Annotated in this window: 20 protein-coding genes; 9 read left to right on the top strand and 11 right to left on the bottom strand. The window is 66.9% G+C overall.

Annotated features, from left to right (window positions below; translation table 11 throughout):
- The first annotated feature begins 49 nt into the window (after positions 1 to 49).
- Positions 50 to 538 carry a hypothetical protein gene (locus tag HNO80_RS04420; RefSeq protein ID WP_175321627.1) on the top strand — a complete coding sequence of 163 codons (489 nt, stop codon included), beginning with the start codon at positions 50 to 52 and terminating at the stop codon, positions 536 to 538.
- Positions 538 to 1,911: a glycosyl hydrolase family 28-related protein gene (locus HNO80_RS04415; protein WP_175321626.1), complete on the top strand. Its 1,374-nt coding sequence runs from the start codon at positions 538 to 540 to the stop codon at positions 1,909 to 1,911. Before HNO80_RS04420 ends, HNO80_RS04415 begins: the two co-directional genes overlap by 1 nt.
- 100 nt (positions 1,912 to 2,011) lie before the next feature.
- Here the strand turns inward: HNO80_RS04415 and HNO80_RS04410 are convergent, their stop codons facing one another.
- Positions 2,012 to 2,323 carry a hypothetical protein gene (locus HNO80_RS04410; protein WP_175321625.1) on the bottom strand — a complete coding sequence of 104 codons (312 nt, stop codon included), beginning with the start codon at positions 2,321 to 2,323 and terminating at the stop codon, positions 2,012 to 2,014.
- Positions 2,324 to 2,433: 110 nt separating this feature from the next.
- Between HNO80_RS04410 and HNO80_RS04405 the strand changes: the two genes are divergently transcribed.
- From HNO80_RS04405 to HNO80_RS04395, 3 genes are all read left to right on the top strand, one after another.
- Entirely contained in the window at positions 2,434 to 2,790 is a 357-nt protein-coding gene (locus HNO80_RS04405) for a hypothetical protein (protein WP_175321624.1), read from the top strand.
- Positions 2,791 to 3,423: 633 nt separating this feature from the next.
- Positions 3,424 to 3,861: a hypothetical protein gene (locus HNO80_RS04400; protein WP_175321623.1), complete on the top strand. Its 438-nt coding sequence runs from the start codon at positions 3,424 to 3,426 to the stop codon at positions 3,859 to 3,861.
- Between the two features lie 21 nt (positions 3,862 to 3,882).
- Entirely contained in the window at positions 3,883 to 4,176 is a 294-nt protein-coding gene (locus tag HNO80_RS04395; RefSeq protein WP_175321622.1) for a DUF6221 family protein, read from the top strand.
- Between the two features lie 64 nt (positions 4,177 to 4,240).
- Here the strand turns inward: HNO80_RS04395 and HNO80_RS04390 are convergent, their stop codons facing one another.
- The 3 genes from HNO80_RS04390 to glnA all read right to left on the bottom strand — a co-directional run bounded on the left by HNO80_RS04390 (position 4,241) and on the right by glnA (position 9,307).
- Positions 4,241 to 4,756, bottom strand: a complete 516-nt coding sequence (locus HNO80_RS04390) for a GNAT family N-acetyltransferase (RefSeq protein WP_175321621.1) — start codon at positions 4,754 to 4,756, stop codon at positions 4,241 to 4,243.
- Positions 4,757 to 4,945: 189 nt separating this feature from the next.
- Positions 4,946 to 7,957: a bifunctional [glutamine synthetase] adenylyltransferase/[glutamine synthetase]-adenylyl-L-tyrosine phosphorylase gene (locus HNO80_RS04385; RefSeq protein ID WP_175321620.1), complete on the bottom strand. Its 3,012-nt coding sequence runs from the start codon at positions 7,955 to 7,957 to the stop codon at positions 4,946 to 4,948.
- 9 nt (positions 7,958 to 7,966) lie between these two features.
- Complete coding sequence (gene glnA / locus HNO80_RS04380) at positions 7,967 to 9,307, bottom strand: type I glutamate--ammonia ligase (RefSeq protein ID WP_138769615.1); 1,341 nt, start codon at positions 9,305 to 9,307, stop codon at positions 7,967 to 7,969.
- 274 nt (positions 9,308 to 9,581) lie between these two features.
- Between glnA and panB the strand changes: the two genes are divergently transcribed.
- Positions 9,582 to 10,517, top strand: coding sequence for a 3-methyl-2-oxobutanoate hydroxymethyltransferase (panB, locus tag HNO80_RS04375; RefSeq protein ID WP_175321619.1), 936 nt, complete (start codon positions 9,582 to 9,584; stop codon positions 10,515 to 10,517).
- 71 nt (positions 10,518 to 10,588) lie between these two features.
- On the opposite strand, the gene HNO80_RS04370 is transcribed toward panB, so the two are convergent.
- The gene (locus HNO80_RS04370) at positions 10,589 to 10,756 is read right to left on the bottom strand and encodes an SPOR domain-containing protein (protein WP_175321618.1); all 168 of its coding nucleotides are present in this window, start codon (positions 10,754 to 10,756) and stop codon (positions 10,589 to 10,591) included.
- A 105-nt stretch (positions 10,757 to 10,861) separates the two neighbouring features.
- Here HNO80_RS04370 and map point away from each other — a divergent pair, with 105 nt between their 5' ends.
- Both map and ppgK read left to right on the top strand, forming a co-directional pair.
- Entirely contained in the window at positions 10,862 to 11,740 is an 879-nt protein-coding gene (gene map / locus HNO80_RS04365) for a type I methionyl aminopeptidase (RefSeq protein ID WP_175321617.1), read from the top strand.
- A 66-nt stretch (positions 11,741 to 11,806) separates the two neighbouring features.
- A complete protein-coding gene (ppgK, locus tag HNO80_RS04360; RefSeq protein WP_175321616.1) occupies positions 11,807 to 12,610 on the top strand; it encodes a polyphosphate--glucose phosphotransferase in 804 nt (267 codons plus the stop codon).
- A 146-nt stretch (positions 12,611 to 12,756) separates the two neighbouring features.
- On the opposite strand, the gene nrdR is transcribed toward ppgK, so the two are convergent.
- From nrdR to HNO80_RS04345, 3 genes are all read right to left on the bottom strand, one after another.
- Positions 12,757 to 13,248 (bottom strand): transcriptional regulator NrdR, encoded by a 492-nt coding sequence (nrdR, locus tag HNO80_RS04355; RefSeq protein ID WP_175321615.1) that lies wholly within the window; start codon positions 13,246 to 13,248, stop codon positions 12,757 to 12,759.
- A 163-nt stretch (positions 13,249 to 13,411) separates the two neighbouring features.
- Entirely contained in the window at positions 13,412 to 14,824 is a 1,413-nt protein-coding gene (hisD, locus tag HNO80_RS04350; RefSeq protein ID WP_175321614.1) for a histidinol dehydrogenase, read from the bottom strand.
- 100 nt (positions 14,825 to 14,924) lie between these two features.
- Positions 14,925 to 15,482: a hypothetical protein gene (locus HNO80_RS04345; RefSeq protein WP_175321613.1), complete on the bottom strand. Its 558-nt coding sequence runs from the start codon at positions 15,480 to 15,482 to the stop codon at positions 14,925 to 14,927.
- A gap of 207 nt (positions 15,483 to 15,689) precedes the next feature.
- On the opposite strand from HNO80_RS04345, the gene HNO80_RS04340 reads away from it, so the two are divergent.
- Positions 15,690 to 16,148, top strand: coding sequence for a flavin reductase family protein (locus tag HNO80_RS04340; protein WP_175321743.1), 459 nt, complete (start codon positions 15,690 to 15,692; stop codon positions 16,146 to 16,148).
- 34 nt (positions 16,149 to 16,182) lie between these two features.
- On the opposite strand, the gene dnaE is transcribed toward HNO80_RS04340, so the two are convergent.
- From dnaE to lspA, 3 genes are all read right to left on the bottom strand, one after another.
- Positions 16,183 to 19,740: a DNA polymerase III subunit alpha gene (gene dnaE / locus HNO80_RS04335; protein ID WP_175321612.1), complete on the bottom strand. Its 3,558-nt coding sequence runs from the start codon at positions 19,738 to 19,740 to the stop codon at positions 16,183 to 16,185.
- A 65-nt stretch (positions 19,741 to 19,805) separates the two neighbouring features.
- Complete coding sequence (locus HNO80_RS04330; RefSeq protein ID WP_175321611.1) at positions 19,806 to 20,762, bottom strand: RluA family pseudouridine synthase; 957 nt, start codon at positions 20,760 to 20,762, stop codon at positions 19,806 to 19,808.
- Positions 20,755 to 21,402, bottom strand: coding sequence for a signal peptidase II (gene lspA / locus HNO80_RS04325; protein WP_175321610.1), 648 nt, complete (start codon positions 21,400 to 21,402; stop codon positions 20,755 to 20,757). Before lspA ends, HNO80_RS04330 begins: the two co-directional genes overlap by 8 nt.
- Positions 21,403 to 21,444 lie beyond the last annotated feature (42 nt).

Here is a 21,444-nt window from a genome sequence, read left to right as displayed (position 1 = left end):
CTCATGGCGGGCTTTTTTGTATCCAAAATCAATCGTTTAGGAAAAAATAATGGCTGAAGCATCAATGACTCTCATCACCCGCGCCGAGGTCACGTCCATCTCGGACGTGACGACCGGTCGGAAGGCGCTCGTCTTGGACGGGAACACCCTCGAACTCGGCACCACTGGGCTCCGTGACTTGTCCGGCATGTTCAAGAGTGGAAGTGTCCTGGGTGGCCGTGTGATCGTGCGGCGCACCGGCTCGACCGTCACTTGGCACTTCATCGGTGTCCAGATTGCCGCTAACGCAACGCACCCGTGGGAAATCATTACCGCTTCGAGTGCACTCCTGCCATTCGCGCCCGAAGTGAACATCTATGAGGCTGCCATGTCTAACGGCTCGGACACCGGCCGCATCCTCATTGACGCGGCGGGCGCGGTATCCGTCCACTACGGGGAGCCGTCCAACTCCTACACTGCGGTAATCACCTTTAACACTGGTCGCTCATGGCCTTCCTCCCTTCCGGGCGTCGTCAACGGACAGTCGGTGGGCGTCTAATGCCCGACTATCTGGCCGTTACGGATACGCGCGAGCTGACGGAGGCCGGCAGGGCGGTCGTCGCCAAGGGCTTCGTCCAACGCAGCGAGTTCATCACCGATGCGGAGCGGCTCGGAGTCTCGGTGAAGGATTACGGGGCAAAAGGCGACGGCGTAACGAACGACGCCGCAGCCGTGCAGGGGGCACTGTCTGAGGCCGCTAAAGGTGGTGTGCTCAACTTCCCGGCAGGAACGTACTACATGGGCGGCACCACCCTGTCTGCCGTCTTGTCTGGGCCATTGAGCATTCAAGGCAACGGTGTGGCGAAACTAGTCTGGGACGGCAGTGACGGCATCAAGCTCACTCAGAACTGGGCGACGCACACTGTGACCGTAGACGGCGTGACACTCCTGACCCGAGCCAAAGGGGTAGGTGTCGCCCTCGAAATCGTCGGCACCGGCCAGAACTCCACCGGGACCAACCTTCGGCCGCGCACCCGAAACCGAGGATCAATCACGCGGGTCAACATCGGGGGCAACAGCGTCGAAGCCAACTCCGGCGGCAATGGCAGCGAATTGACGGACGGCTGGGGTAAGGGCATCCGACTGGTTGACGTGATGAACTTCTACGGCAGCCAAATCCATATTGACGGCTACGCCGGGCCGACGCCAGGTGCCTACGTGTCAACGCACGGCATCGAGATGGTCACGCACCCGACCAACACGCAGGCTGTGGATGTGGACTTCGATAAACTGCACGTGTTCTTTGTGCAATGCGCTCTCGACGTCACAGATTACGAGGGCGTCTTAGTGGATCAGGCAAACTTCATTGCCGTGGGCACAGGCTTCCGATTCGTTGCCACCGATTCCAACACGCCACTGGCGAGCTTCACGAATAGCCAGTGTGCGTTCATCAACAAGGCAGTCGACTGGCGACGCGTGCATCAGGGGCTCGTAGACGGCGCGAACATGTACCTTCATGTGAACGGCGGAAACCCGCAAGGGACTGCTGTCTACCTTGAAGACGTTAACGCCAGCCGTGTGACCGACTGCATGATCCTCGGCAACGGTGTTACGGGCGGGCTGAAAACCGGAGTGACCATCGCGGGGACGAGTAGCCTCAACGTCGTCGAGTCGTGCACGTTCTATGCGACGGTCGTGAACCCGGTGAACCTCGGAGCCTCGACCTCGAAGAATAAGGTTCGCAACCTGAATCTAGCCGACGCCGCATCGCAGGTTGTCATCAATGCCGCCGGCACTGCAAACGAGGTCGAAACCGAGGTCTCAAGCTTCTTTGGTGCGCCCCCGGTCTCCAGGCCGCAACTGCCACCGTCTCCGACTGTTCAAGACATAGCGAACGCCCTGAAGTCACTGGGTCTGGTTGGACAGTCCTGATTTGCCCATTTGGCGATAGGGCTTATGCCTAATCGCAACACAGCAAAACCCCCGTCAGTCATTGCGACTGGCGGGGGTTTTCTGCTGTCTAGGTTCCGCCTCAATTGGCTTTCTCAAAGATCAAGGTTCTAGCCGAACCGCCCGCCGTGTCCTGCGTTTCGTTCATCAGCCGGTACCCTCTGGATTTTGCGCCCAAGACAACTGTTTCGTACTTGGGTGACCGCGGATTTATTTTGAACACGACATCGTCCCCAACGAAAGCCTCATCCAGGATGGCAGGTGCGCTCTCTTCGGCTTTTTGGTGAGCTTTGCTCTCTGAAAGGTATAGGCCGAACCCGAGCCACCCGGCGACGCCGTACACGAATACTAGACCTACGACGAACAACACGACTATTCCTATAAGTATCCCCATGCATCGGAGTGTATTTGCTGTCAGAGCTCGGCGCTAGGTTTTAGGCCGTGGTGAAAATGGACCCGGAGGCTGTTGCCCGAATGCTGGCAGGGGGCAGGTATGTTTACGGCATGGCTAGCTTCATCTTGGACGGGGAGACGTTCGAGTATCTGAAACCGGATCCGGGCCACTCACCGGAGGACGCTAAGTCCTGGGAGTACGGGAAGTACCCCAAGGTGCTTGCAACGCTGCCCTTGGCTGACGGGGGCACTGCGACTGTTTACGCCGTAGCAGAGCGCTGGAACCCTTCCCACATCCTTGTGTCATGGGCTGACGACTGGCGGCACGCGCACTGGGCCTGGATCCCCGCCGGCAACGTGGAACGCGTAACCGACTCCGACTGGGACATAGAGGAGTACCAGCGCTGCCCGGAAAAGCTGCGCGCCATCCGCTGGGGCAATCGACTCCCCGGATTCGTATCCGCGTAGGCGTCCGCGGGTATGCTCTTTCGATGACTGACGGTACGAGCATTTTTGATCAGCGGTTCTTGACGGTCCCGGAACTGGCGGCGCTTCTAAAGGTAAGTCCAGGCACCGTGTACAGACGCCTGGATGAGTGGGCCCACACCCGGATCACCGACACTGATGTGCGCTTCACTGAGAAAAACGTGGAGGACATCATTGCCTCCCGGACCAAGGCCCCAGTTCCGCCGCGACCTCCGCGACTGGGGCGGCGATCAAGGATCCCGAGGGAACAGCGCGGCTAGCGTGGATGGGCGGCAGTCCGCAAGAAGTCCGCAAGAAGTCCAGCGAAGGGCCAAACCTGCCAATCGCGCACGACGATAATTCCTCTAAATCTAGGCGATTTCAACCCTAGCCAACATCCCCCAACCAGGACTGTTTAGTTCGAGCTCTACTACGGCGTCTAGTCCGCAGACAACAAGGCCGGTCCAGAGGTTCGCTGAACCTCTGGACCGGCCTTTTTGTTGTGTCAGGAGCCGCTTAGCAGCGCTGTCCAGTCCGGGGGTCAAGCGGCTGCGCGCGGCACCCGCCGATAATAAGCCGCCCGTCTGCCGCGTTCAAGGCTACGCTTGGTCCTAGGAACTACATCGAGGAGCGGTGATGTCCCGGTTCCGAAGCTTCATACGCCAACACCTTGTGGCCGACGATCCGGCACCCGGTTACTCCCGCCTGGACCGCTTCGATGGCCTCGGGGAGTCGGCGGCGGGTGCGGCCCCACCGGGCGAGCAAGCAGGATTCCCAACAGCACCCGCCCCTGCACACTCCCAGGACGCTGCTCTCGCCTCAATCGAGGAAAGACTCACGGCAGACGAGAACGAATTTGTCGGCGGCGTGGCCGATCAGTCTGCCCGGGACAGGCGCTACCTCCTCGCCCTCGTCCAGGAGCGGCGGGCCCAGATCGAGCGGGTGGAGGAACTGGCTTCGCACCTGGACCGTCTCGCTCCCCATGACAGGCACTACTCCCGGCTCATCCGGGCAGCCCTCACCCCACCGGATAACGACCGACCCGCGGGCGACGAAACCTCCCACCCGGCGTAGTGGCGTGGCACAATCCGTGGTGTGGATATTGTGGAGTTTCTGGAAGCTCGAATCGATGAAGAAGAAGCAGAGCTCCGGCACGCCCCCGTTCCGGACGACTCAGCGTCTCCCCCACTCGCCGCGCCAATGCGCGCAGAGTGTGCCCAAAAGCGGGAGATCCTGGCGCGCTGGAAGCGGGCCGCCGCGAGCAACGTTGACAGCACGGACGCCCAGGGCGAGCTGGCCATGGCCCGCCGCGCCATGCTCAACATCCTCGCCGCAGGTTACGAGGACCACCCGGATTTCGACCCGGAGTGGGCCGCGACCCTAAAGTGAGCGGCACTCGCTCCTCACGTACATCCCACCCTCAACATCCCGGGCGGACTGTTTCGTGCCCCGGTCAGAAGCCCCGGTACATGATCCGTTGCGGGCCCGCGTCGCCGCCGAGGTATTGCCCGCGGTCTTCGAAGCCGGCCTTGCGGTAGGCGGCCTGACCCGCCGGGTTGGCCTCATTGACGGACAGGACGACGCCGCGCTGCTCCCCGCCCAGCGCGGACGTGAGCCTGGCGGCTTCCCGCACCGCCGCTGCTGCCGCCGCCGCACCGAATCCCCTACCCTGCTGCCGCCGGTCCACGAGGAATCCGCGCAGCAGCCAGGCGGAATCGTCGTCGGCCCAGCCGGCGGCGCGAGCGGCCCCGGCCTGCAGGGTTGCCACGCCGACGGCCGAGCCGTTGGAATCCATGACATAGGGAAAGCGGCTGCCCTCTTCGAGTCCCATCAGCATCATCCGCAGCGGATCCCCGACGAACTTCCGTTGCCCCTCGCCCAGCTCCAGGTCGGCGACCTCCCCCAGCTTGACTGCCCGGGCATCGTCGTCGAGGTTCTTCAAGGCGATCAGCCACACGTGTTCAGACATGTCAGAAGCGTATCCAAAGCCGGGCCGCCCCGCCGTCGGGGCAGCCCGGTGGACAACGCCTAGGCAGCGCAGGAAGGTGGATGTGCCGGAGCTTGAGGGCCCGGAAGGGGATCTCACGGCTGATGTCCGTGGTGCGGCAGCCGGTCCGGAGGACCGGCAAACTAGCGCGGTAGACGTCGGCCCGGCCGCCTACTGGCCATAGAAGACGCGCTCGAAGACGGCCCGTGCCCGCCGGCTGAGCCGCAGGTAATCCTCCTCGAGTTCGGCGGCGTTGCCGTGGCCGTAGCCGCACCAGCGGGCCACGGCCTCCAGGTCGCGACGCGAGGACGGCAGCAGGTCAGAGGCACGCCCGGTCCAGATCACGTTGGCGGAGCGGATCCGGCTCGCCAGCCGCCAGGCCCGCAGCAGCAGCACCACTTCCCCGGCCTCCAGCAGTTCCAGGCTGGCGGCTGCCTCGAGGGCCTGGACGGTGGAAGTGGTCCGCAGCTCCGGATGCTTGCCGGCATGCCGCAGCTGCAGCAGCTGCGCGAGCCACTCGACGTCGCTCAGGCCGCCGCGGCCCAGTTTCAGGTGCCGGGCCGGGTCCGCTCCGCGTGGCAGCCGTTCGGACTCCATGCGGGCCTTGACCCGCCTGACCTCGCGGACATCCTGCTCCGCAACGGTGTCCGGGTAGCGGATGGGATCGATCAGCGCCACGAAATCGGCGGCGAGTTCGTCGTCGCCGGCCATCGGCCGGGCACGCAGCAGCGCCTGGGCCTCCCAGATGAGGGACCAGCGGCGGTAGTACTCGGCGTAGGACTCCAGCGACCGCACCATCGGTCCGCTCTTGCCTTCCGGGCGCAGGTCGGCGTCGACCAAGAGCACGCGTTCGGCGAGGATGGCAGGCTTGAGCGGCTGGGTCAGCAGGCTGGAGAGCTTGCCGACGATCCGGGCAGCCTGCTGTTGCGCCTCGTCCTCCGGCACGCCGGGCAGGCCGCGGTGCACATACATGACGTCGGCGTCCGAGCCGTAGCCGATCTCGCGGCCGCCCTGACGCCCCATCGCCACCACCAGCACCCGGGTCTTGAGTGGTTCCCCGGCCGCAACGACCGTCTCGGCCACCCGGAGCGCGCCGAGGACGGCGGCCCGGTCGGTATCGGCCAGAGCCGCGCCCACCTGGTCCTGGTCCAGCAGTCCGGCGCTGTCCGCGATGGCGATCCGCAGGATTTCGCGGCGCCGGATCAGCCGAATCAGGCGCATCGCACTTTCCGGGTCCGAGTGCCGGGACATTTTGGAGGTGATCTCCAGCCACTGCGCCTCGTAGCTGAGCGGGACCAGGTCCTTATCCGAGCCCAGCCAGGCCACGGACTCGGGCGAGACCTCCAGCAGGTCCGAGATGAGCCGGGAATTGGAGAGCACATGGCACAGCCGCTCCGCCGCCGCCGTCGAATCCCGCAGCAGGCCGAGGTACCAGTGCGTGGTGCCGAGACCCTCACTGACCCGGCGGAAGGCCAGCAGCCCGCCGTCGGGGTCCACGCCCTCGGCGAGCCAGCCGAGCAGGATCGGCAGCAGCTGGCGCTGCAGCGCGGCGCGCCGGCTCACCCCGCCGGTGAGCGCCTCGATGTGCCGCATGGCGCCGGGAGGATCCAGGTAGCCGAGCGCGGCGAGCCGGCCCTGCGCGGCTTCGGGCGTGAGCTTGGCCTCCTCGCTGCTGAGCGCGGCCGCGGTGTTGAGCAGCGGCCGGTAAAAAATGCGTTCATGCAGTTCCCGCACGGAACGCTTGGTCTGGCGCCAGGCTTTGAGCAGCGCGTCCGGGTGCGGGCGTTCGTTGGAGAACGGGCCCAGCACCGCCTTGGCGAGGGAGCGCAGCGACGCTTCCTTGACCGGCATCAGGTGGGTGCGGCGCAGCTGGAAGAGCTGGATCCGGTGCTCGAGCAGGCGCAGGTACCGGTAGTCGCGGTCGAATTCCTTGGCGTCGGAGCGTCCGATGTAGCCGCCCGCGGAGAGCGCCGCGATGGCCGAGGTGGTGTCCCGGCAGCGCAGGGTTTCGTCCGATTTGCCGTGCACCAGCTGGAGCAGCTGGACGGTGAATTCGACGTCCCGCAGCCCGCCGCGGCCCAGTTTGATCTGCCGCTGCTCCTCCTCGGCCGGGATGTGCTCGGTGACCCGGCGGCGCATCGAACGGACCGACTCGACGAACCCTTCGCGGCCCGCGGAGGACCAGATCAGCGGCGCGACGGCGGCCTCGTAGCGCGCCCCGAGCGCGGCGTCCCCGGCGATGGTCCGGGCCTTGAGCAGCGCCTGGAATTCCCAGCTTTCGGCCCAGCGCGCGTAGTAGCTCTCGTGCGAGGCCAGGGTGCGCACCAGGGGCCCGGACTTGCCCTCCGGCCGGAGGTTGGCGTCGACCTCCCAAAGCCCCGGCTCACGGCTCGTGGACATGATGGCGCGTGAAATCCCCGAGGCCAGGGCGGTGCCGATGGTGTTCGCCCGGGAGTCCTCCAGGGCGCCGGCGTCGATCACATAGATGACGTCGACGTCGGAGATGTAGTTCAGTTCGCGGGCGCCGCACTTGCCCATCCCGATCACGGCCAGACCGATGTCGGCCACGTCCGCTGCGCTGAACTGCTCCGCCGCCTCGGCCCGGGACACGGCCAGGGCCGCTTCGATCGCGGCGCCGGCCAGGTCAGCCAGTTCGGCCCCGACGGAGGGCATGAAGTCCAACGGATCGGCGGCGCAGAGGTCCTTGATGGCGAGCTCCACGAGCCCCCGCCGGTACGCCGTGCGGAGGGCCGCGTACCCTTCCTGCCCGGTCACGGCGGCGACCGGCCGGGCGGCCTTTGGGTCGGCGCGGACCGACTGCAGCAGCCGGGTGCGCAGCGCGGCGGCATCGGCTGCCTGCGGCTCGGGGCTGGCCGTCGTATGGAAGGCGTCGAGGTGTTCGGGGTGCCGGATGAGGAATTCGCCGAGCGCCTCGGAAGCGCCGAGCACCCGGTAGAGCGGCTCGCTGCGGTCCGGCTCGGCCGCGGCCAGGTCCCTCAGGGCCGGGTGTTTCTCGATCAGCCGGACCAGGGACTGTAGCGCCGTGTCCGGGTTAGCGGCCAGCTGCAGCCCGGCAAACAAGGCATCTTCGTCCAGGTCCGCCAGCTCCGGGGCGGCCAGGAACCGCTCGCCCTTGTCCAGGTCGTTGAAACCCGCGGCGATGAGGCGCCGTGCCAGGCTCACCGCGGCCGCCTAGAGGATGGCCAGGTTGCGCTGCAGCTCGTAGGGCGTCACCTGGAGGCGGTAGTCCTGCCACTCGGCGCGCTTGTTGCGCAGGAAGTGCTCGAAGACCTGCTCGCCCAGGATCTGCGGCATGAGCTCGGAATCCTCCATTGTCCGGATCGCGTCGTGCAGGCTGGCCGGCAGCGGATCGTGGCCCATGGCACGGCGCTCGGCCGAGCTCAGCGACCAGATGTCGTCCTCGGCGGCGGCGGGCAGCTGGTAGCCCTCCTCGATGCCCTTCAGCCCGGCACCCAGCAGCACGGCGTAGGCAAGGTACGGGTTGGCGGCCGAGTCGATGCCGCGGTACTCGATCCGCGCGGACTGGCCCTTGCCGGGCTTGTACAGCGGAACCCGGACCAAGGCCGAGCGGTTGTTGTGGCCCCAGCTCAGGTAGCTGGGCGCTTCTCCCCCGCCCCAGAGGCGCTTGTAGGAGTTCACGAACTGGTTGGTCACGGCGGTGAACTCGGGGGCGTGCTTGAGGATGCCGGCAATGAACTGCCGCGCGGTTTCGGAGAGCTGGAATTCCGCTCCGGCCTCGTAAAAGGCGTTGGTGTCGCCCTCGAACAGCGAGAAGTGCGTGTGCATGCCGGAGCCCGGGTGCGCGGTGAACGGCTTGGGCATGAAGGTCGCGTAGGTCCCCTGCTGCAGCGCGACCTCCTTGATCACGGTGCGGAAGGTCATGATGTTGTCCGCGGTCTGCAGGGCGTCCGCATAGCGCAGGTCGATCTCGTTCTGCCCCGGGCCGGCCTCGTGGTGGCTGAACTCGACCGAGATGCCCACCGATTCCAGCATGGTCACAGCGGTCCGCCGGAAGTCCTGCGCCACGCCGCCGGGCACGTGGTCGAAGTAGCCGCCCTCGTCCACCGGAACCGGTGCGCCGTCCGGGCCCGGCTGCTGGGACTTGAGCAGGTAGAACTCGATTTCGGGGTGGGTGTAGCAGGTGAAGCCCATGTCCGCGGCCTTCGCGAGGTTGCGCTTGAGGACGTTGCGCGGATCCGCCGCGGAGGGCTCGCCGTCGGGCGTCAGGATGTCGCAGAACATCCGCGAGGTCGCTTCCGTCTCGCCGCGCCACGGCAGGATCTGGAAGGTGGAGGGGTCCGGCTGGGCCAGCATGTCGGATTCGAAGACGCGGGCCAGGCCCTCGATCGAGGACCCGTCGAAGCCCAGGCCCTCCTCGAAGGCGCCTTCAACTTCGGCCGGGGCGAGGGCCACAGACTTCAGCGATCCCACGACGTCGGTGAACCACAAGCGCACAAAGCGCACGTCACGCTCTTCGATCGTCCGCAGGACAAACTCTTGCTGGCGGTCCATGGTGCCTCTTTCCGGGTGTACGTCCGTGCCCCGGACCCGTCCCGACTACTCGTCTTGGCTGGCGCCCGCAGCTGCTCTCGAATCACTCTACTAAGCATTCCCGGGGATTGCTGGCGTAGCGCACCGGCGTAACACACCGTTAACACAACGGCCGCCGAACCGCTGCTTGGGTGTCCCTACCGCCCCGCCGGCCAGCGCCGTTTGTGACGGGTCTCACCGCTCCGCCGGTGCCGCCCGGTAGCTAGGACGCGGGGTATCGCACTACGCTCGTGGCATGGCCCCCAGCAACAGCCCCGATTCCAGCACGTCCGCAGAACTCGCTGCCCCCTACGGCAACGGCCCCGCAACGGGCACGGCCGCCGCAGCCCAGGATCCGGCGCCGGACAGCGCCGCCAAGGACACTGCCGCCAAACCCGCGGCCCGAATCCGCACGCACCACCTGCGCCAGGCCAAGCTCAACGGTGAGCGCTTCGCCATGCTGACGGCTTACGACCAGTACACCGCCGAGATCTTCGATGCGGCCGGCATCGAGGTGCTACTGGTCGGAGATTCGGCCTCCAATAATGTCTTCGGCAACGAAACGAGCCTGCCCGTCACCGTGGACGAGCTGATTCCGCTGTGCCGCGCGGTAACCCGCTCCGCGCGGCGCGCCCTCGTGGTGGCCGACCTGCCCTTCGGCAGCTACGAGGTCTCCGCCCAGCAGGCGGTGGCGACGGGCGTGCGTTTCCTCAAGGAAGGGCTCGCGCACGCGGTCAAGATCGAGGGCGGCAAGTTCTATGCCGAAACTGTCCGGGCCATGGTCCAGGCCGGCATCCCCGTGATGGCGCACATCGGCTTCACGCCGCAAAGCGAGCACGCCCTCGGCGGCTACCGGGTCCAGGGCCGTGGCGACGATGCCCAGCGGCTGATCGACGACGCCGTCGCACTGGCCGACGCCGGCGCGTTCTGTGTGCTGATGGAAATGGTTCCGGCGCCGACGGCGGCCGCCGTGGACGCCGCCGTCGAGGTCCCCACGATCGGCATCGGGGCAGGCAATGCGACCACCGGCCAGGTGCTGGTATGGCAGGACATGGCCGGGCTTCGTGGCGGAAAGATGGCCAAGTTCGTCAAGCAGTACGCGGATCTGCGGACCACCCTGAGCGATGCCGCGAAAGCGTACGGCGACGATGTCCGCTCAGGCCACTTCCCCGGCCCGGAACATTCCTTCTAGCCGCAAGCTTCGGGTTCCAGCCGGAGCCGGGCAGCCCGTTGACCAGGAGGACAACGGGCGCCGGCAGGCCGTTACGCGTCGTCGTCGCCCTTTTCCCAGGCCTCGTTGCGGGCCTTGACCTTCTCGAGGGCGTGTTCGGCTTCCTCGCGGGTCTTGTAAGGGCCGATCAACTGGCTCCAGTCGGACATGGCGTCTTCCTCGATCTCGTGGGTGTTGACGTTGTACCAGTATTCGGTCATCGGGGATCCTTCTGCGTGTGCCTGGTTCCGGGGGTACCGGCCCCTGTCGGCTAAGTTTTCGGCTGTATTTTCCGGGCTGCGCCCGGGGGCTTATAGAATCAATCTATGCCTTCCCTCACCTCGACTGCACCCATCGGCACCCTTGTCCCGGGAACAGTCAGCCCGCAACTTGCCGTACCGGCGTCCATCCCGCGCCCTGAGTACGTCGGCAAGCCTGCTCCGGCCAAGTTCACGGGCTCAGAGGTCAAGTCCGCCGAGACCATCGAGAAGATCCGGATCGCCTCACGGATTGCCGCCCAGGCCATCGTGGAAGTCGGCAAGCACATCGCCCCCGGCGTCACCACCGACCAGCTGGACAAGGTGGGGCACGAGTTCCTGCTCGACCACAACGCCTACCCGTCCACCCTCGGCTACCGCGGGTTCCCCAAGTCCCTGTGCTCCTCGCTCAACGAGGTGATCTGCCACGGCATCCCGGACAGCACGGTGGTCCAGGATGGCGACATCCTGAACATCGACATCACGGCCTTCATCGGCGGCGTGCATGGCGACACCAATTACACCTTCCTCGTGGGCGACGTCGACGAGGAGTCCAGGCTGCTGGTCGAACGCACCGAAGAGTCCCTGCGCCGCGCCATCCGCGCTGTGGCCCCGGGCCGCGAAATCAACGTGATCGGCCGGACCATCGAGTCCTACGCCAAGCGCTTCGGCTACGGCGTGGTCCGGGACTTCACCGGGCACGGCGTCGGCGAGGCCTTCCACACCGGGCTGATCATCCCGCACTACGATGCCGCCCCGGCCTACAACACCGTCATGGAGGCCGGCATGGTCTTCACGATCGAGCCGATGCTCACGCTGGGCACGGTCGAATGGGACATGTGGGCCGACGACTGGACGGTTGTGACGCGCGACCACAAACGGACCGCACAGTTCGAGCACACCCTGCTGGTCACGGAGTCCGGCGCCGAAGTCCTGACGCTCCCCTGATCCCCGCACCGCCTTTCCAAAATCAACAACAAGACCCACCCCGCCCCTGCCACGAACGGAACAACATTGGCCAAGAAGGACGAGAAGTCGAAGAAGAACGCACCGCTGATCGGCATCGACATCGGTGGCACCGGCATCAAGGGCGGAATCGTTGATCTGAAGAAGGGCAAGCTCGTGGGCGACCGGCTCCGCGTGCCCACCCCGCAGCCGTCCACCCCGGAAGCCGTCGCCGAAGTCGTGGCGCAGGTGGTCGCCGAGCTGTCCAAGCGTCCCGACGCCCCCTCAGCCGACTCCCCCGTCGGCGTGACCTTCCCGGGAATCATCCAGCACGGCGTGGTCCACTCGACGGCCAACGTTGACAACTCGTGGCTGAACCTGGACATCGACGCCCTGCTGACCGCCCGGCTCGGCCGCCCGGTCGAGGTCATCAACGACGCCGACGCCGCCGGCCTGGCCGAGGCCCGCTACGGTGCCGGCGAAGGCATTTCCGGCACGGTCCTGGTGATCACCCTCGGCACCGGCATCGGTTCCGCCTTCATCTTCGACGGCAAGCTCGTCCCCAACGCCGAACTGGGCCACCTGGAAATCGACGGTTTCGACGCCGAGAGCAAGGCCTCCGCCGTCGCCCGTGAGCGCGACGGCCTGAGCTGGGCCGAATACAGCGTGCTGCTGCAGCGCTACTTCTCCCACGTCGAGTTCCTCTTCTCCCCGGAACTGTTCATCGTGGGCGGCGGCATCTCCAAGCGGGCCGACGAATACCTGCCGCACATGTCGCTGCGCACGCCGATCGTTCCGGCCGAGCTGAAGAACGACGCCGGCATCGTGGGCGCCGCCATCGAGGTTGCCCTCACGCACAAGCTGGCCAAGTAGTCCAGGACGCAAAACAACCCAACTGGCTCGCAGTTGTTGTCGCTTTGAGGGCTTCGGTTCATGCGGTGGCAACTGCGAGTCAGTTGGTTGGAGCCGGTGGTGGCCGCGGCTTCCCCTCCGCTGCCACCACCGGAACTTGGTTGAGCCTAGAGCGGGCTCTTCTGCGAGCTCTTGCCTTCCAGCCCCTTGGACTCGGCCTCATGGCGGAGCAGGGCGATGGCGGACTCGAAGTCTTCCAGCGATTCGAAGGCCTGGTACACGCTCGCGAAGCGCAGGTAGGCCACCTCATCGAGGCGCTGCAAGGGGTTGAGGATCGCGAGGCCCACCTCGTGGGCGTCGATCTCGGCTGCGCCGGAGGCCCGGATGGTCTCCTCGACTTCCTGGGCCAGCATGGCGAGGTCGTCTTCGGTGACGGGGCGGCCCTGGCAGGCCTTCCGCACGCCGTTGATGACCTTGCTGCGGCTGAACGGCTCGCCGACGCCGGAGCGCTTGATCACGGTCAAGCTGGTGGTCTCCACCGTGGTGAACCGGCGTCCGCACTCGGGGCACTGGCGGCGGCGCCTGATGGCGGAGCCGTCGTCGGCGATGCGGCTGTCCACCACGCGCGAATCAGGGTTACGACAGAACGGGCAATACACGTCGGTTCCTCCCCTGCCGCAAACTTGATCCCTGTAGAGAGCCTAAGCACCGCGATTGGTGCTTCCGGGATCAGTTTACGACTAGATGTTGCTGAATAACAAGCCTGTAATTACTACATGTTGTGGTCGAGCGCCGTTCTGGCGGGTCTCCCCGCCGGCCGCCCTAGCTGCCTGCGGAGAACCGTGCGGTGACCGCTTCGCCGTGGGCCGGCAGGTCCTCCGCGCCGGAGAGGCTGACGATGTGTCCGCTGACTTCCTCCAGCGCGCTCCTGCTGTAGTTGATCACCTGGATGGCGCGCAGGAAGGTGGTCACGTTCAGCCCGGAGGAGAACGCGGCCGTTCCGCTGGTGGGCAGCACGTGGTTGGAGCCGGCGCAGTAGTCGCCCAGGCTCACCGGGCTGTAGTCCCCCACGAAGATGGCCCCGGCGTTGCGGATCCGGGCGGCGACGCCGGCGGCGTCCGCGGTCATGATTTCGAGGTGTTCGGCCGCGTAGGCGTCGCAGGCAGCGATGCCCTGCTCAAGGTCCTCGACCAGGACGACGCCGGACTGCGGACCCGACAGGGCCTGCCGGACCCGGGCGCTGTGCTTGGTCGCGCCGGCCTGGAGTTCGAGTTCGCGGCGGACGGCGGCGGCCAGTTCCTCGGAGTCGGTGATCAGCACGGAAGCGGCCTGCGGGTCGTGCTCGGCCTGGCTGATCAGGTCGGCGGCAACGAGGCCCGGGCGCGCAGTCGCGTCGGCCAGGATTGCGATCTCGGTGGTGCCGGCCTCCGAGTCGATTCCCACCACACCCTTCACGAGCCGCTTGGCGGTGGCCACGAAGATGTTTCCGGGCCCGGTGACGACGTCGACCGGGTCAATGCCGGCGTCGATGCCGGCGGCAGCGCTGGCTCCGACGCCCCCGGCCCCGGTTCCGCCGGCGATGCCGTAGGCGAACGCCGCAATGGCCTGGGCGCCGCCGATCGCGTAGACCTCCTCGATGCCCAGCAGGCACGCCGCCGCCAGGATCGTGGGGTGCGGGAGGCCGCCGAAGTCCTTCTGCGGCGGCGAGGCCAGGGCGATGGATTCCACGCCGGCTGCCAGCGCCGGGACCACGTTCATGATGACCGAGGAGGGGTAGACCGCCAGGCCGCCGGGGACGTAGAGCCCGACCCGGGCCACCGGGACCCAGTTCTGGCTGACCACGGCGCCTTCGCCGAGTTCGACGTCGGTGTCGGCCGGACGCTGCGCATCGGCGAAGCGGCGTGCCCGGCGGATGGACTCCTCGAGGGCGGCGCGCACGGCGGGGTCCAGGCCGTCGAGGGCGGCCTTGAGGGCTTCGGCGGGGACCCGCGGGTGGGCCTGTTCGACGCCGTCGAAGTTCAGCGCCAGCTCGCGCAGCGCCTCGAAGCCGCGCGTCCGGACCGACGAAATGATGTCCAGGACCTTTTGCTCCGCGTCGGCCACGGTGCCGTGCTGCGCCCGCGGAACGGCGGCGCGGAGCCCGGCGAGGGACAACCGCTGCCCGCGCACGTCCACGGTGCGGAAGTTGAGGGCGGAGGGAGCGGAGGGCACAGGGCTGTCAGCAGTTGGAGTCACTCGTCCATTTTACGCTCCGGCGCGGCGCCCCCGGACCCCCGTTACGGGGTACGGGGCCGGAGCGTCCGGGGCCTGGAGAACAGCCGGAGCGCCCCTGGCGTCAGGCGTCCGCGGACGACCGCCCGGGCTCCGATGAGCCAAACACCGTGGAGAGGAAGATCGCGAGGGCGATGGCGGCAGGCCAGATGACCAGCATGGCGTAGGCCCGGAGCGAGAAGGCGATGCTGGCGCTGGCCGAAGTGTCCACCGGGGCGCTCCACCAGGTACCGGCGAGCACGCCGGTCCCCCAGGCCAGCAGGGCCCCCGCGGCGCCCGCGGCGACGGCCAGGACCACCGTCGCGGTTCCCAGCCGGGCGGGCCGGTTGCCGGCAATGAAGACCCCGGACAGGCAGCCGGCCAGCAGGAACAGCCCGGCCAGGACAAGGTCCCGCGGCAGCCACGTTTCGGGGTTGCTGCCGGCGGCCAATGCGGGGTCCCGGGTGATGAGGTTCAGCCCGGTCGGCGCCAGCAGCCACCACAACAGTCCCACCGGAAGACCTGCCGCGGCGATCACGGCCAGCCCCGTCCACGGCACGGCAGCGCCGGGCCGCCCGGGCGCGGCAGGCCAGGGGCCGCCGTCGTGATCGTGAACGGGCATGTGCACCGCAGGTTGTGTCATGCAACAAACCTTAACAAAGGATCCGGCCCCGGACGGACATGACGCCGGCGCACGGCACGTGACGCCCGGATGCCCAAATGGCGGGGTGCGAATACCGCGGGCCGCGCCCGCAGGAATACGCTGGCAGTGAGCACCAGTCGCAGAACAGCAGGGAGATGAACCACAGTGGCCTCAGCCGAAGAAGCCTTCGAAGGAACGTTCAAGGAAATGTTCCGCCGCCACGCGGCCGGAGTCGCCATCATCACCGTGAACTACGACGGCGTGCCCTACGGTTTCACCGCTACCTCGGTGGCGTCCCTATCGGCCAAGCCGCCGCGCTTCACCTTCAACATGGCCCGGACCTCCCGCTCGTGGCCCGCCGTCGCGAATTCCGGCTACATCGGCGTGCACATGCTGGGGCTGGGGAACCAGCAGCTCGCCGACCGCTTCGCCCGCTCCCGGGACCGCTTCGAGGGTGACCACTGGGAGCTCGGGCCCCATGAGGTGCCCATCCTCAAGGATGTCTCCGGCTGGCTGATCGGCAAGATCCAGATGCGGCTCTCCTTCGAAAACAACGCCGTGGTGGTCGTCGAGGTGGTCGACGGCGCGATTGGCGGCGAGGGCGCGCCGTTGCTGTATCACGGTGGCAGCTACGGCCAGCCGGTGCCGCTCGACTACGAAATCTAGGCCGCCCGGCCTAGCTGTCCAGATGTCCCGTTGCCTAGCTGTCCAGGCAGGTCGGGCCGAGCAGCACCTTCAGGTCGCCGAACAGGGACGGGCTGGGGTTGACGCGCAGATGCACGGGCAGCCCCATGACCTCAACCCGGGAGTCGCCGTGCAGGTGCAGGCGGACCTCGGATTTGCCCCGATGGGTCCTGAGCACCTCGCCGAGTTCATTCACCACGGCTTCGGTGGCTTTGTGCGTCGGCATGGTGATCACCAGCGGCCCGTCCAGGCCTTCGCTAAGGTCCGGCACCGAGAGCTCCATGCAGTTCAGGGCCACCGCGCCGTCGTCGCGGCGCTGCAGCCGGCCCTTGACGACGACGATCAGGTCCTCGGCCAGGACCGAGGCGATCGGGCCGTAGACCTGGCCGAAGAACATCACTTCCACCGAGCCTCCGAGGTCTTCGATCTCGGCGCGCGCGTAGGCGTTGCCGCTGGCCTTGGCGATCCGGCGACTGAGCGAGGTGATCATGCCCGCGATGGTGATGATCGCGCCGTCGTGCGGTCCGTCCTCGGCGATGATCGAGGTGATCGACTGGTCCGCGTGCTGGCTGAGCAGCCCCTCGAGGCCCTGCAGCGGGTGGTCCGAGACGTAGAGTCCCAGCATGTCGCGTTCGAAGGAGAGCTTGTCCTTCTTCTCCCACTCGGGCAGTTCGGGAATCTCGATGCTCAGCGAGGACTCCGACTCGGTGTCATCGATGCCGGCGAACAGGTCGAACTGTCCGATCGCCTCGTTGCGCTTGAGCGTGATGACCGAGTCGATGGCTTCTTCGTGGATCATGGCCAGGGCACGGCGGTGGTGGCCGAGCGAGTCGAAGGCGCCGGCCTTAATCAGGGATTCGATGGTGCGCTTGTTGCAGACCACCGCCGGGACCTTCATCAGGTAGTCCTTGAAGGAGGTGTAGGCGCCTTCGCGTTCGCGTGCGGCCACCATCGCGTCGACGGCGTTGGCGCCGACGTTGCGGATGGCTCCCATGCCGAAGCGGATGTCGTTGCCGACCGGGGTGAAGTTGAGCGCTGACTCGTTGACATCCGGAGGCAGCACGGTGATGCCCATGCGGCGGCATTCGTTGAGGTAGATCGCCGATTTGTCCTTGTCGTCGCCGACCGAGGTGAGCAGGGCCGCCATGTATTCCGGCGCGTAGTGCGCCTTCAGGTAGGCGGTCCAGTAGGAGATCACGCCGTACGCGGCGGAGTGCGCCTTGTTGAAGGCATAGTCGGAGAAGGGCAGCAGGATGTCCCAGAGGGTCTTGACCGCGGCCATCGAGTAGCCGTTGTCCTGCATGCCCTGGGAGAAGCCGGCGAACTGCTTGTCCAGCTCGGATTTCTTCTTCTTGCCCATGGCGCGGCGTAGGATGTCGGCCTGGCCCAGGGTGTAGCCGGCGAGCTTCTGCGCCACCGCCATGACCTGCTCCTGGTACACGATCAGGCCGTAGGTGCCGCCGAGGATCTCGGCGAGCGGCTCCTCGAGCTCGGGGTGGATCGGGATGACTTCCTGGATCTTGTTCTTGCGCAGCGCGTAGTCGGTGTGCGCGTTGGCGCCCATCGGTCCCGGGCGGTACAGCGCCAGCACGGCGGAGATGTCTTCGAAGTTGTCGGGCTTCATCAGCTTGAGCAGGGAGCGCATGGGCCCGCCGTCGAGCTGGAAGACGCCCAGGGTGTCGCCGCGGGCCAGCAGCTCGTAGGAGGCCGCGTCGTCCAGGGCCAGGGACTCAAGGTCCAGGTCGACCCCGCGGTTCATTTTGATGTTTTCCAGCGCGTCGGAAATGATCGTCAGGTTCCGCAGCCCCAGGAAGTCCATCTTGATCAGGCCGAGGCCCTCGGAGGTCGGGTAGTCGAACTGCGTGATGACCTGGCCGTCCTGGAAGCGGCGCATGATCGGGATGACGTCGATGATGGGGTCCGAGGACATGATGACGCCGGCGGCGTGGACGCCCCACTGCCGCTTCAGGCCCTCGATGCCCAGGGCGGTCTCGAAGACTTTCGCCGCTTCCGGGTCCGTACTGATCAGCTGCCGGAAGTCCCCGGCCTCGCCGTAACGCTTGGCCTCGGGGTTCTGGATGTCGGCCAGCGGAATGTCCTTGGCCATCACGGCCGGCGGCAGCGCCTTCGTGAGCTGCTCGCCCATGCTGAACGGGTAGCCCAGCACGCGGGAGGAATCCTTGAGGGCCTGCTTGGTCTTGATGGTGCCGTAGGTGACGATCATGGCCACGCGTTCGTCGCCGTACTTGCGGGTCACATAGTCGATCACTTCGGAGCGGCGCCGGTCATCGAAGTCGACGTCGAAGTCGGGCATGGAGACGCGGTCCGGGTTCAGGAAGCGCTCGAAGATCAGGCCGTGGTGCAGCGGGTCCAGGTCGGTGATGCGCATGGCGTAGGCCACCATGGAGCCGGCGCCGGAGCCGCGGCCGGGACCCACCCGGATGCCGTTGTTCTTGGCCCAGTTGATGAAGTCGGCCACCACCAGGAAGTAGCCCGGGAAGCCCATCGAGGTGATGACTTCGAGCTCATAGTCGGCCTGCTGGCGGACCTTGTCCGGGATGCCTTGGGGGTAGCGGTAGTGGAGGCCCTTGTCCACTTCCTTGACCAGCCAGGACGTCTCGTCCTCCCCTTCCGGGCAGGGGAAGCGGGGCATGTAGTTGGCGCCGGTGTTGAAGGACACTTCGCAGCGTTCGGCGATCAGCAGCGTGTTGTCGCAGGCGTCGGGGTGGTCGCGGAACAGTTCCCGCATTTCCTGCGGCGACTTCAGGTAGTAGCCGCTGCCGGAGAAGGCGAAGCGTGAACCGCCGTTGTCATACGTGGGCTCCAGCAGGGTGGAGCCGGACTGGATGGCCAGCAGGGCTTCGTGCGCCTTGGCGTCGTGCTCGTGCGTGTAGTGCAGGTCGTTCGTGGCCACCAGCGGGAGGTTCAGTTCCTTGGCCAGCCGTAGCAGGTCCCCGGTGACGCGCCGCTCGATGTCCAGGCCGTGGTCCATGAGCTCGCAGAAGTAGTTCTCGGCGCCGAAGATGTCGCGGAACTCGGCCGCGGCCTCGAGGGCTTCGCGGTACTGCCCGAGCCGGAGCCTCGTCTGGACTTCGCCGGACGGGCAGCCGGTGGTGGCGATCAGGCCTTCTGAGTAGGTGTTCAGCAGCTCGCGGTCCAGCCGGGGCCATTTGCCGAAGACCGAGTCGAGGGAGGCGATCGAGGAGGCACGGAACAGGTTCCGCATGCCGACGTTGTTGTAGCTCAGCAGCGTCATGTGCGTGTAGGCGCCACCGCCGGAGATGTCATCCTTGCGCTGGTTCTCTTCGCCCCAGCGCACGCGGGTCTTGTCCGTGCGCGCGGTTCCCGGCGTGACGTAGGCCTCGACGCCGATGATCGGCTTGATGCCCTTGTCGGTGGCCCGCTTCCAGAAGTCGAACGCCCCGAAGAGGTAGCCATGATCGGTGGTGGCCAGGGCGGGCATGCCCAGCCGCTCGGTCTCATCGAAGAGTTCCCCGAGTCGCGCCGCGCCGTCCAACATGGAGTACTCGGTGTGGTTGTGGAGGTGGACGAACGAGTTGTTGCTGGAAGTCACCGAATCATTCTAGTGCCGGGCAACGACACCCACGTGCCCGGCGCGGCGGTGCGTGCGGAGCTCCGCTAGGCGTTGCCGGACTCCAGCACTTCGAGGGCGTACCTCAGGTCCTGCGGGTACTCGCTGGTCACCGTGACCCGCTCCCCGGTCCGGGGGTGGTCGAAGGACAGCTGCCGGGCATGCAGCCACTGCCGGGTCAGGCCCAGGGTGGCCGCGAGCCGGGGGTCGGCCCCGTACGTCAGGTCGCCGGCGCAGGGGTGGCGCAGCGCGGAGAAGTGCACCCGGATCTGGTGGGTGCGGCCGGTTTCCAGGTGCACCTCCACCAGCGAGGCCTTGCCGAAGGCTTCCAGCACCTCATAGTGGGTCACCGAGTCGCGGCCGTCCTCGATCACGGCGAAACGCCAGTCGTGGCCGGGGTGGCGGCCGATGGGCGCGTCGATGGTGCCGGCCAAGGGGTCCGGCAGGCCCTGGACGACGGCGTGGTAGACCTTGTCCACGGTGCGCTCCTTGAAGGCCCGCTTGAGCGCCGTGTAGGCGTTCTCGGTCTTGGCCACCACCATGACTCCGGAGGTGCCGACGTCGAGCCGGTGCACGATCCCGGCGCGTTCCGGCGAGCCGGAGGTGGAGATCCGGTAACCGGCGCCGGCGAGGCCGCCGACGACCGTCGGCCCGACCCAGCCGGGCGACGGGTGCGCGGCCACTCCGACGGGTTTATCGACGACGACGAACTCGTCGTCGTCCAGCAGGATTTTTAGGCCTTCCACAACTTCCTCCACAACTTCCAGCGGGTCCCGGCGCTCCGGCACGACGACGTCGAGCTCGCCGCCGGCGCTGAGCTTGAGGGACTTCCCCACGGCTTTGCCGTGGCTGCTGACGTTGCCCTCCGCGATCAGCGTGGCCGCCTGCGACCGGGAGATCTCCATCAGCTTCGCCAGCCCGGCGTCCACCCGGACGCCGGCCAGCTCCGCCGGGACGGTGAAGTGCTGGCGTTCCGGCGCACTGGCCGGGCCGGGCTCAGACATTGTGTTCCCGTCCGTTTTCTTCCAGCACAGCCGGCCGGCCGGCGCTGCTGTCCCGGCGCGGGTTCAGCTGTGAGCCGTCGAGGGCGACGCCGCGCAGCGTCAGCAGGCAGATGATGACGACCGAGGACACCACGGCGGAGTCGGCGATGTTGAAAATCGCGAAGTTGGGCAGCTGGATGAAGTCCACCACATGGCCCATCGCGAACGAAGGTTCGCGGAACAGCCGGTCGGTGAGGTTGCCCAGCGCCCCGCCCAGCAGCAGCCCCAGCGCCAGCGCCCACCAGGCGGAGCCGAGCTTGCGCAGCTGCAGCAGGATCGCGATGGACACCGCCGCCATGATGATAGTGAAGACCCACGTGACGTTCTCGCCGATCGAGAACGCGGCACCGGAGTTGCGGATGTAGTACCAGTGCAGCAAAGGCGGCAGCACCGGGATCCGCTCCCCCTCGGTCATGGTTGACGTGACCCAGAGTTTGGTCAGCTGGTCGAACACGTAGGCGAACACCGCGAATCCGGCGAAAAGGGTGAGCAGCAGGGCGCGGCGCGGTTTGCGCGCCGGCGCCGCTACGGCGTCCGCGGACGGCGAGGGCTGCACGGCGTCCGCGGGCTGGGCGGCGTCTGGGGTTGGTGCGTCAGTCATAGTGCTTTCGTTCCGGTGCCGGTGGTGGCTGAGGGCTTGCTG

Source organism: Arthrobacter sp. C9C5, from assembly GCF_013359735.1.
GTDB lineage: Bacteria > Actinomycetota > Actinomycetes > Actinomycetales > Micrococcaceae > Arthrobacter.
Note: the sequence above shows the minus strand (reverse complement) of the source record. Positions and strands in the feature narration are given on the sequence as shown.

What these genes read in the sequence shown, in the direction of transcription:
- HNO80_RS04420 (WP_175321627.1), top strand. Translation starts at nt 50, where the DNA reads ATGGCTGAAGCATCAATGACTCTCATCACCCGCGCCGAGGTCACGTCC.
- HNO80_RS04415 (WP_175321626.1), top strand. Translation starts at nt 538, where the DNA reads ATGCCCGACTATCTGGCCGTTACGGATACGCGCGAGCTGACGGAGGCC.
- HNO80_RS04410 (WP_175321625.1), bottom strand. Translation starts at nt 2,323, where the DNA reads ATGGGGATACTTATAGGAATAGTCGTGTTGTTCGTCGTAGGTCTAGTA.
- HNO80_RS04405 (WP_175321624.1), top strand. Translation starts at nt 2,434, where the DNA reads ATGGCTAGCTTCATCTTGGACGGGGAGACGTTCGAGTATCTGAAACCG.
- HNO80_RS04400 (WP_175321623.1), top strand. Translation starts at nt 3,424, where the DNA reads ATGTCCCGGTTCCGAAGCTTCATACGCCAACACCTTGTGGCCGACGAT.
- HNO80_RS04390 (WP_175321621.1), bottom strand. Translation starts at nt 4,756, where the DNA reads ATGTCTGAACACGTGTGGCTGATCGCCTTGAAGAACCTCGACGACGAT.
- glnA (WP_138769615.1), bottom strand. Translation starts at nt 9,307, where the DNA reads ATGGACCGCCAGCAAGAGTTTGTCCTGCGGACGATCGAAGAGCGTGAC.
- panB (WP_175321619.1), top strand. Translation starts at nt 9,582, where the DNA reads ATGGCCCCCAGCAACAGCCCCGATTCCAGCACGTCCGCAGAACTCGCT.
- HNO80_RS04370 (WP_175321618.1), bottom strand. Translation starts at nt 10,756, where the DNA reads ATGACCGAATACTGGTACAACGTCAACACCCACGAGATCGAGGAAGAC.
- map (WP_175321617.1), top strand. Translation starts at nt 10,862, where the DNA reads ATGCCTTCCCTCACCTCGACTGCACCCATCGGCACCCTTGTCCCGGGA.
- HNO80_RS04345 (WP_175321613.1), bottom strand. Translation starts at nt 15,482, where the DNA reads ATGACACAACCTGCGGTGCACATGCCCGTTCACGATCACGACGGCGGC.
- HNO80_RS04340 (WP_175321743.1), top strand. Translation starts at nt 15,690, where the DNA reads ATGTTCCGCCGCCACGCGGCCGGAGTCGCCATCATCACCGTGAACTAC.
- HNO80_RS04330 (WP_175321611.1), bottom strand. Translation starts at nt 20,762, where the DNA reads ATGTCTGAGCCCGGCCCGGCCAGTGCGCCGGAACGCCAGCACTTCACC.
- lspA (WP_175321610.1), bottom strand. Translation starts at nt 21,402, where the DNA reads ATGACTGACGCACCAACCCCAGACGCCGCCCAGCCCGCGGACGCCGTG.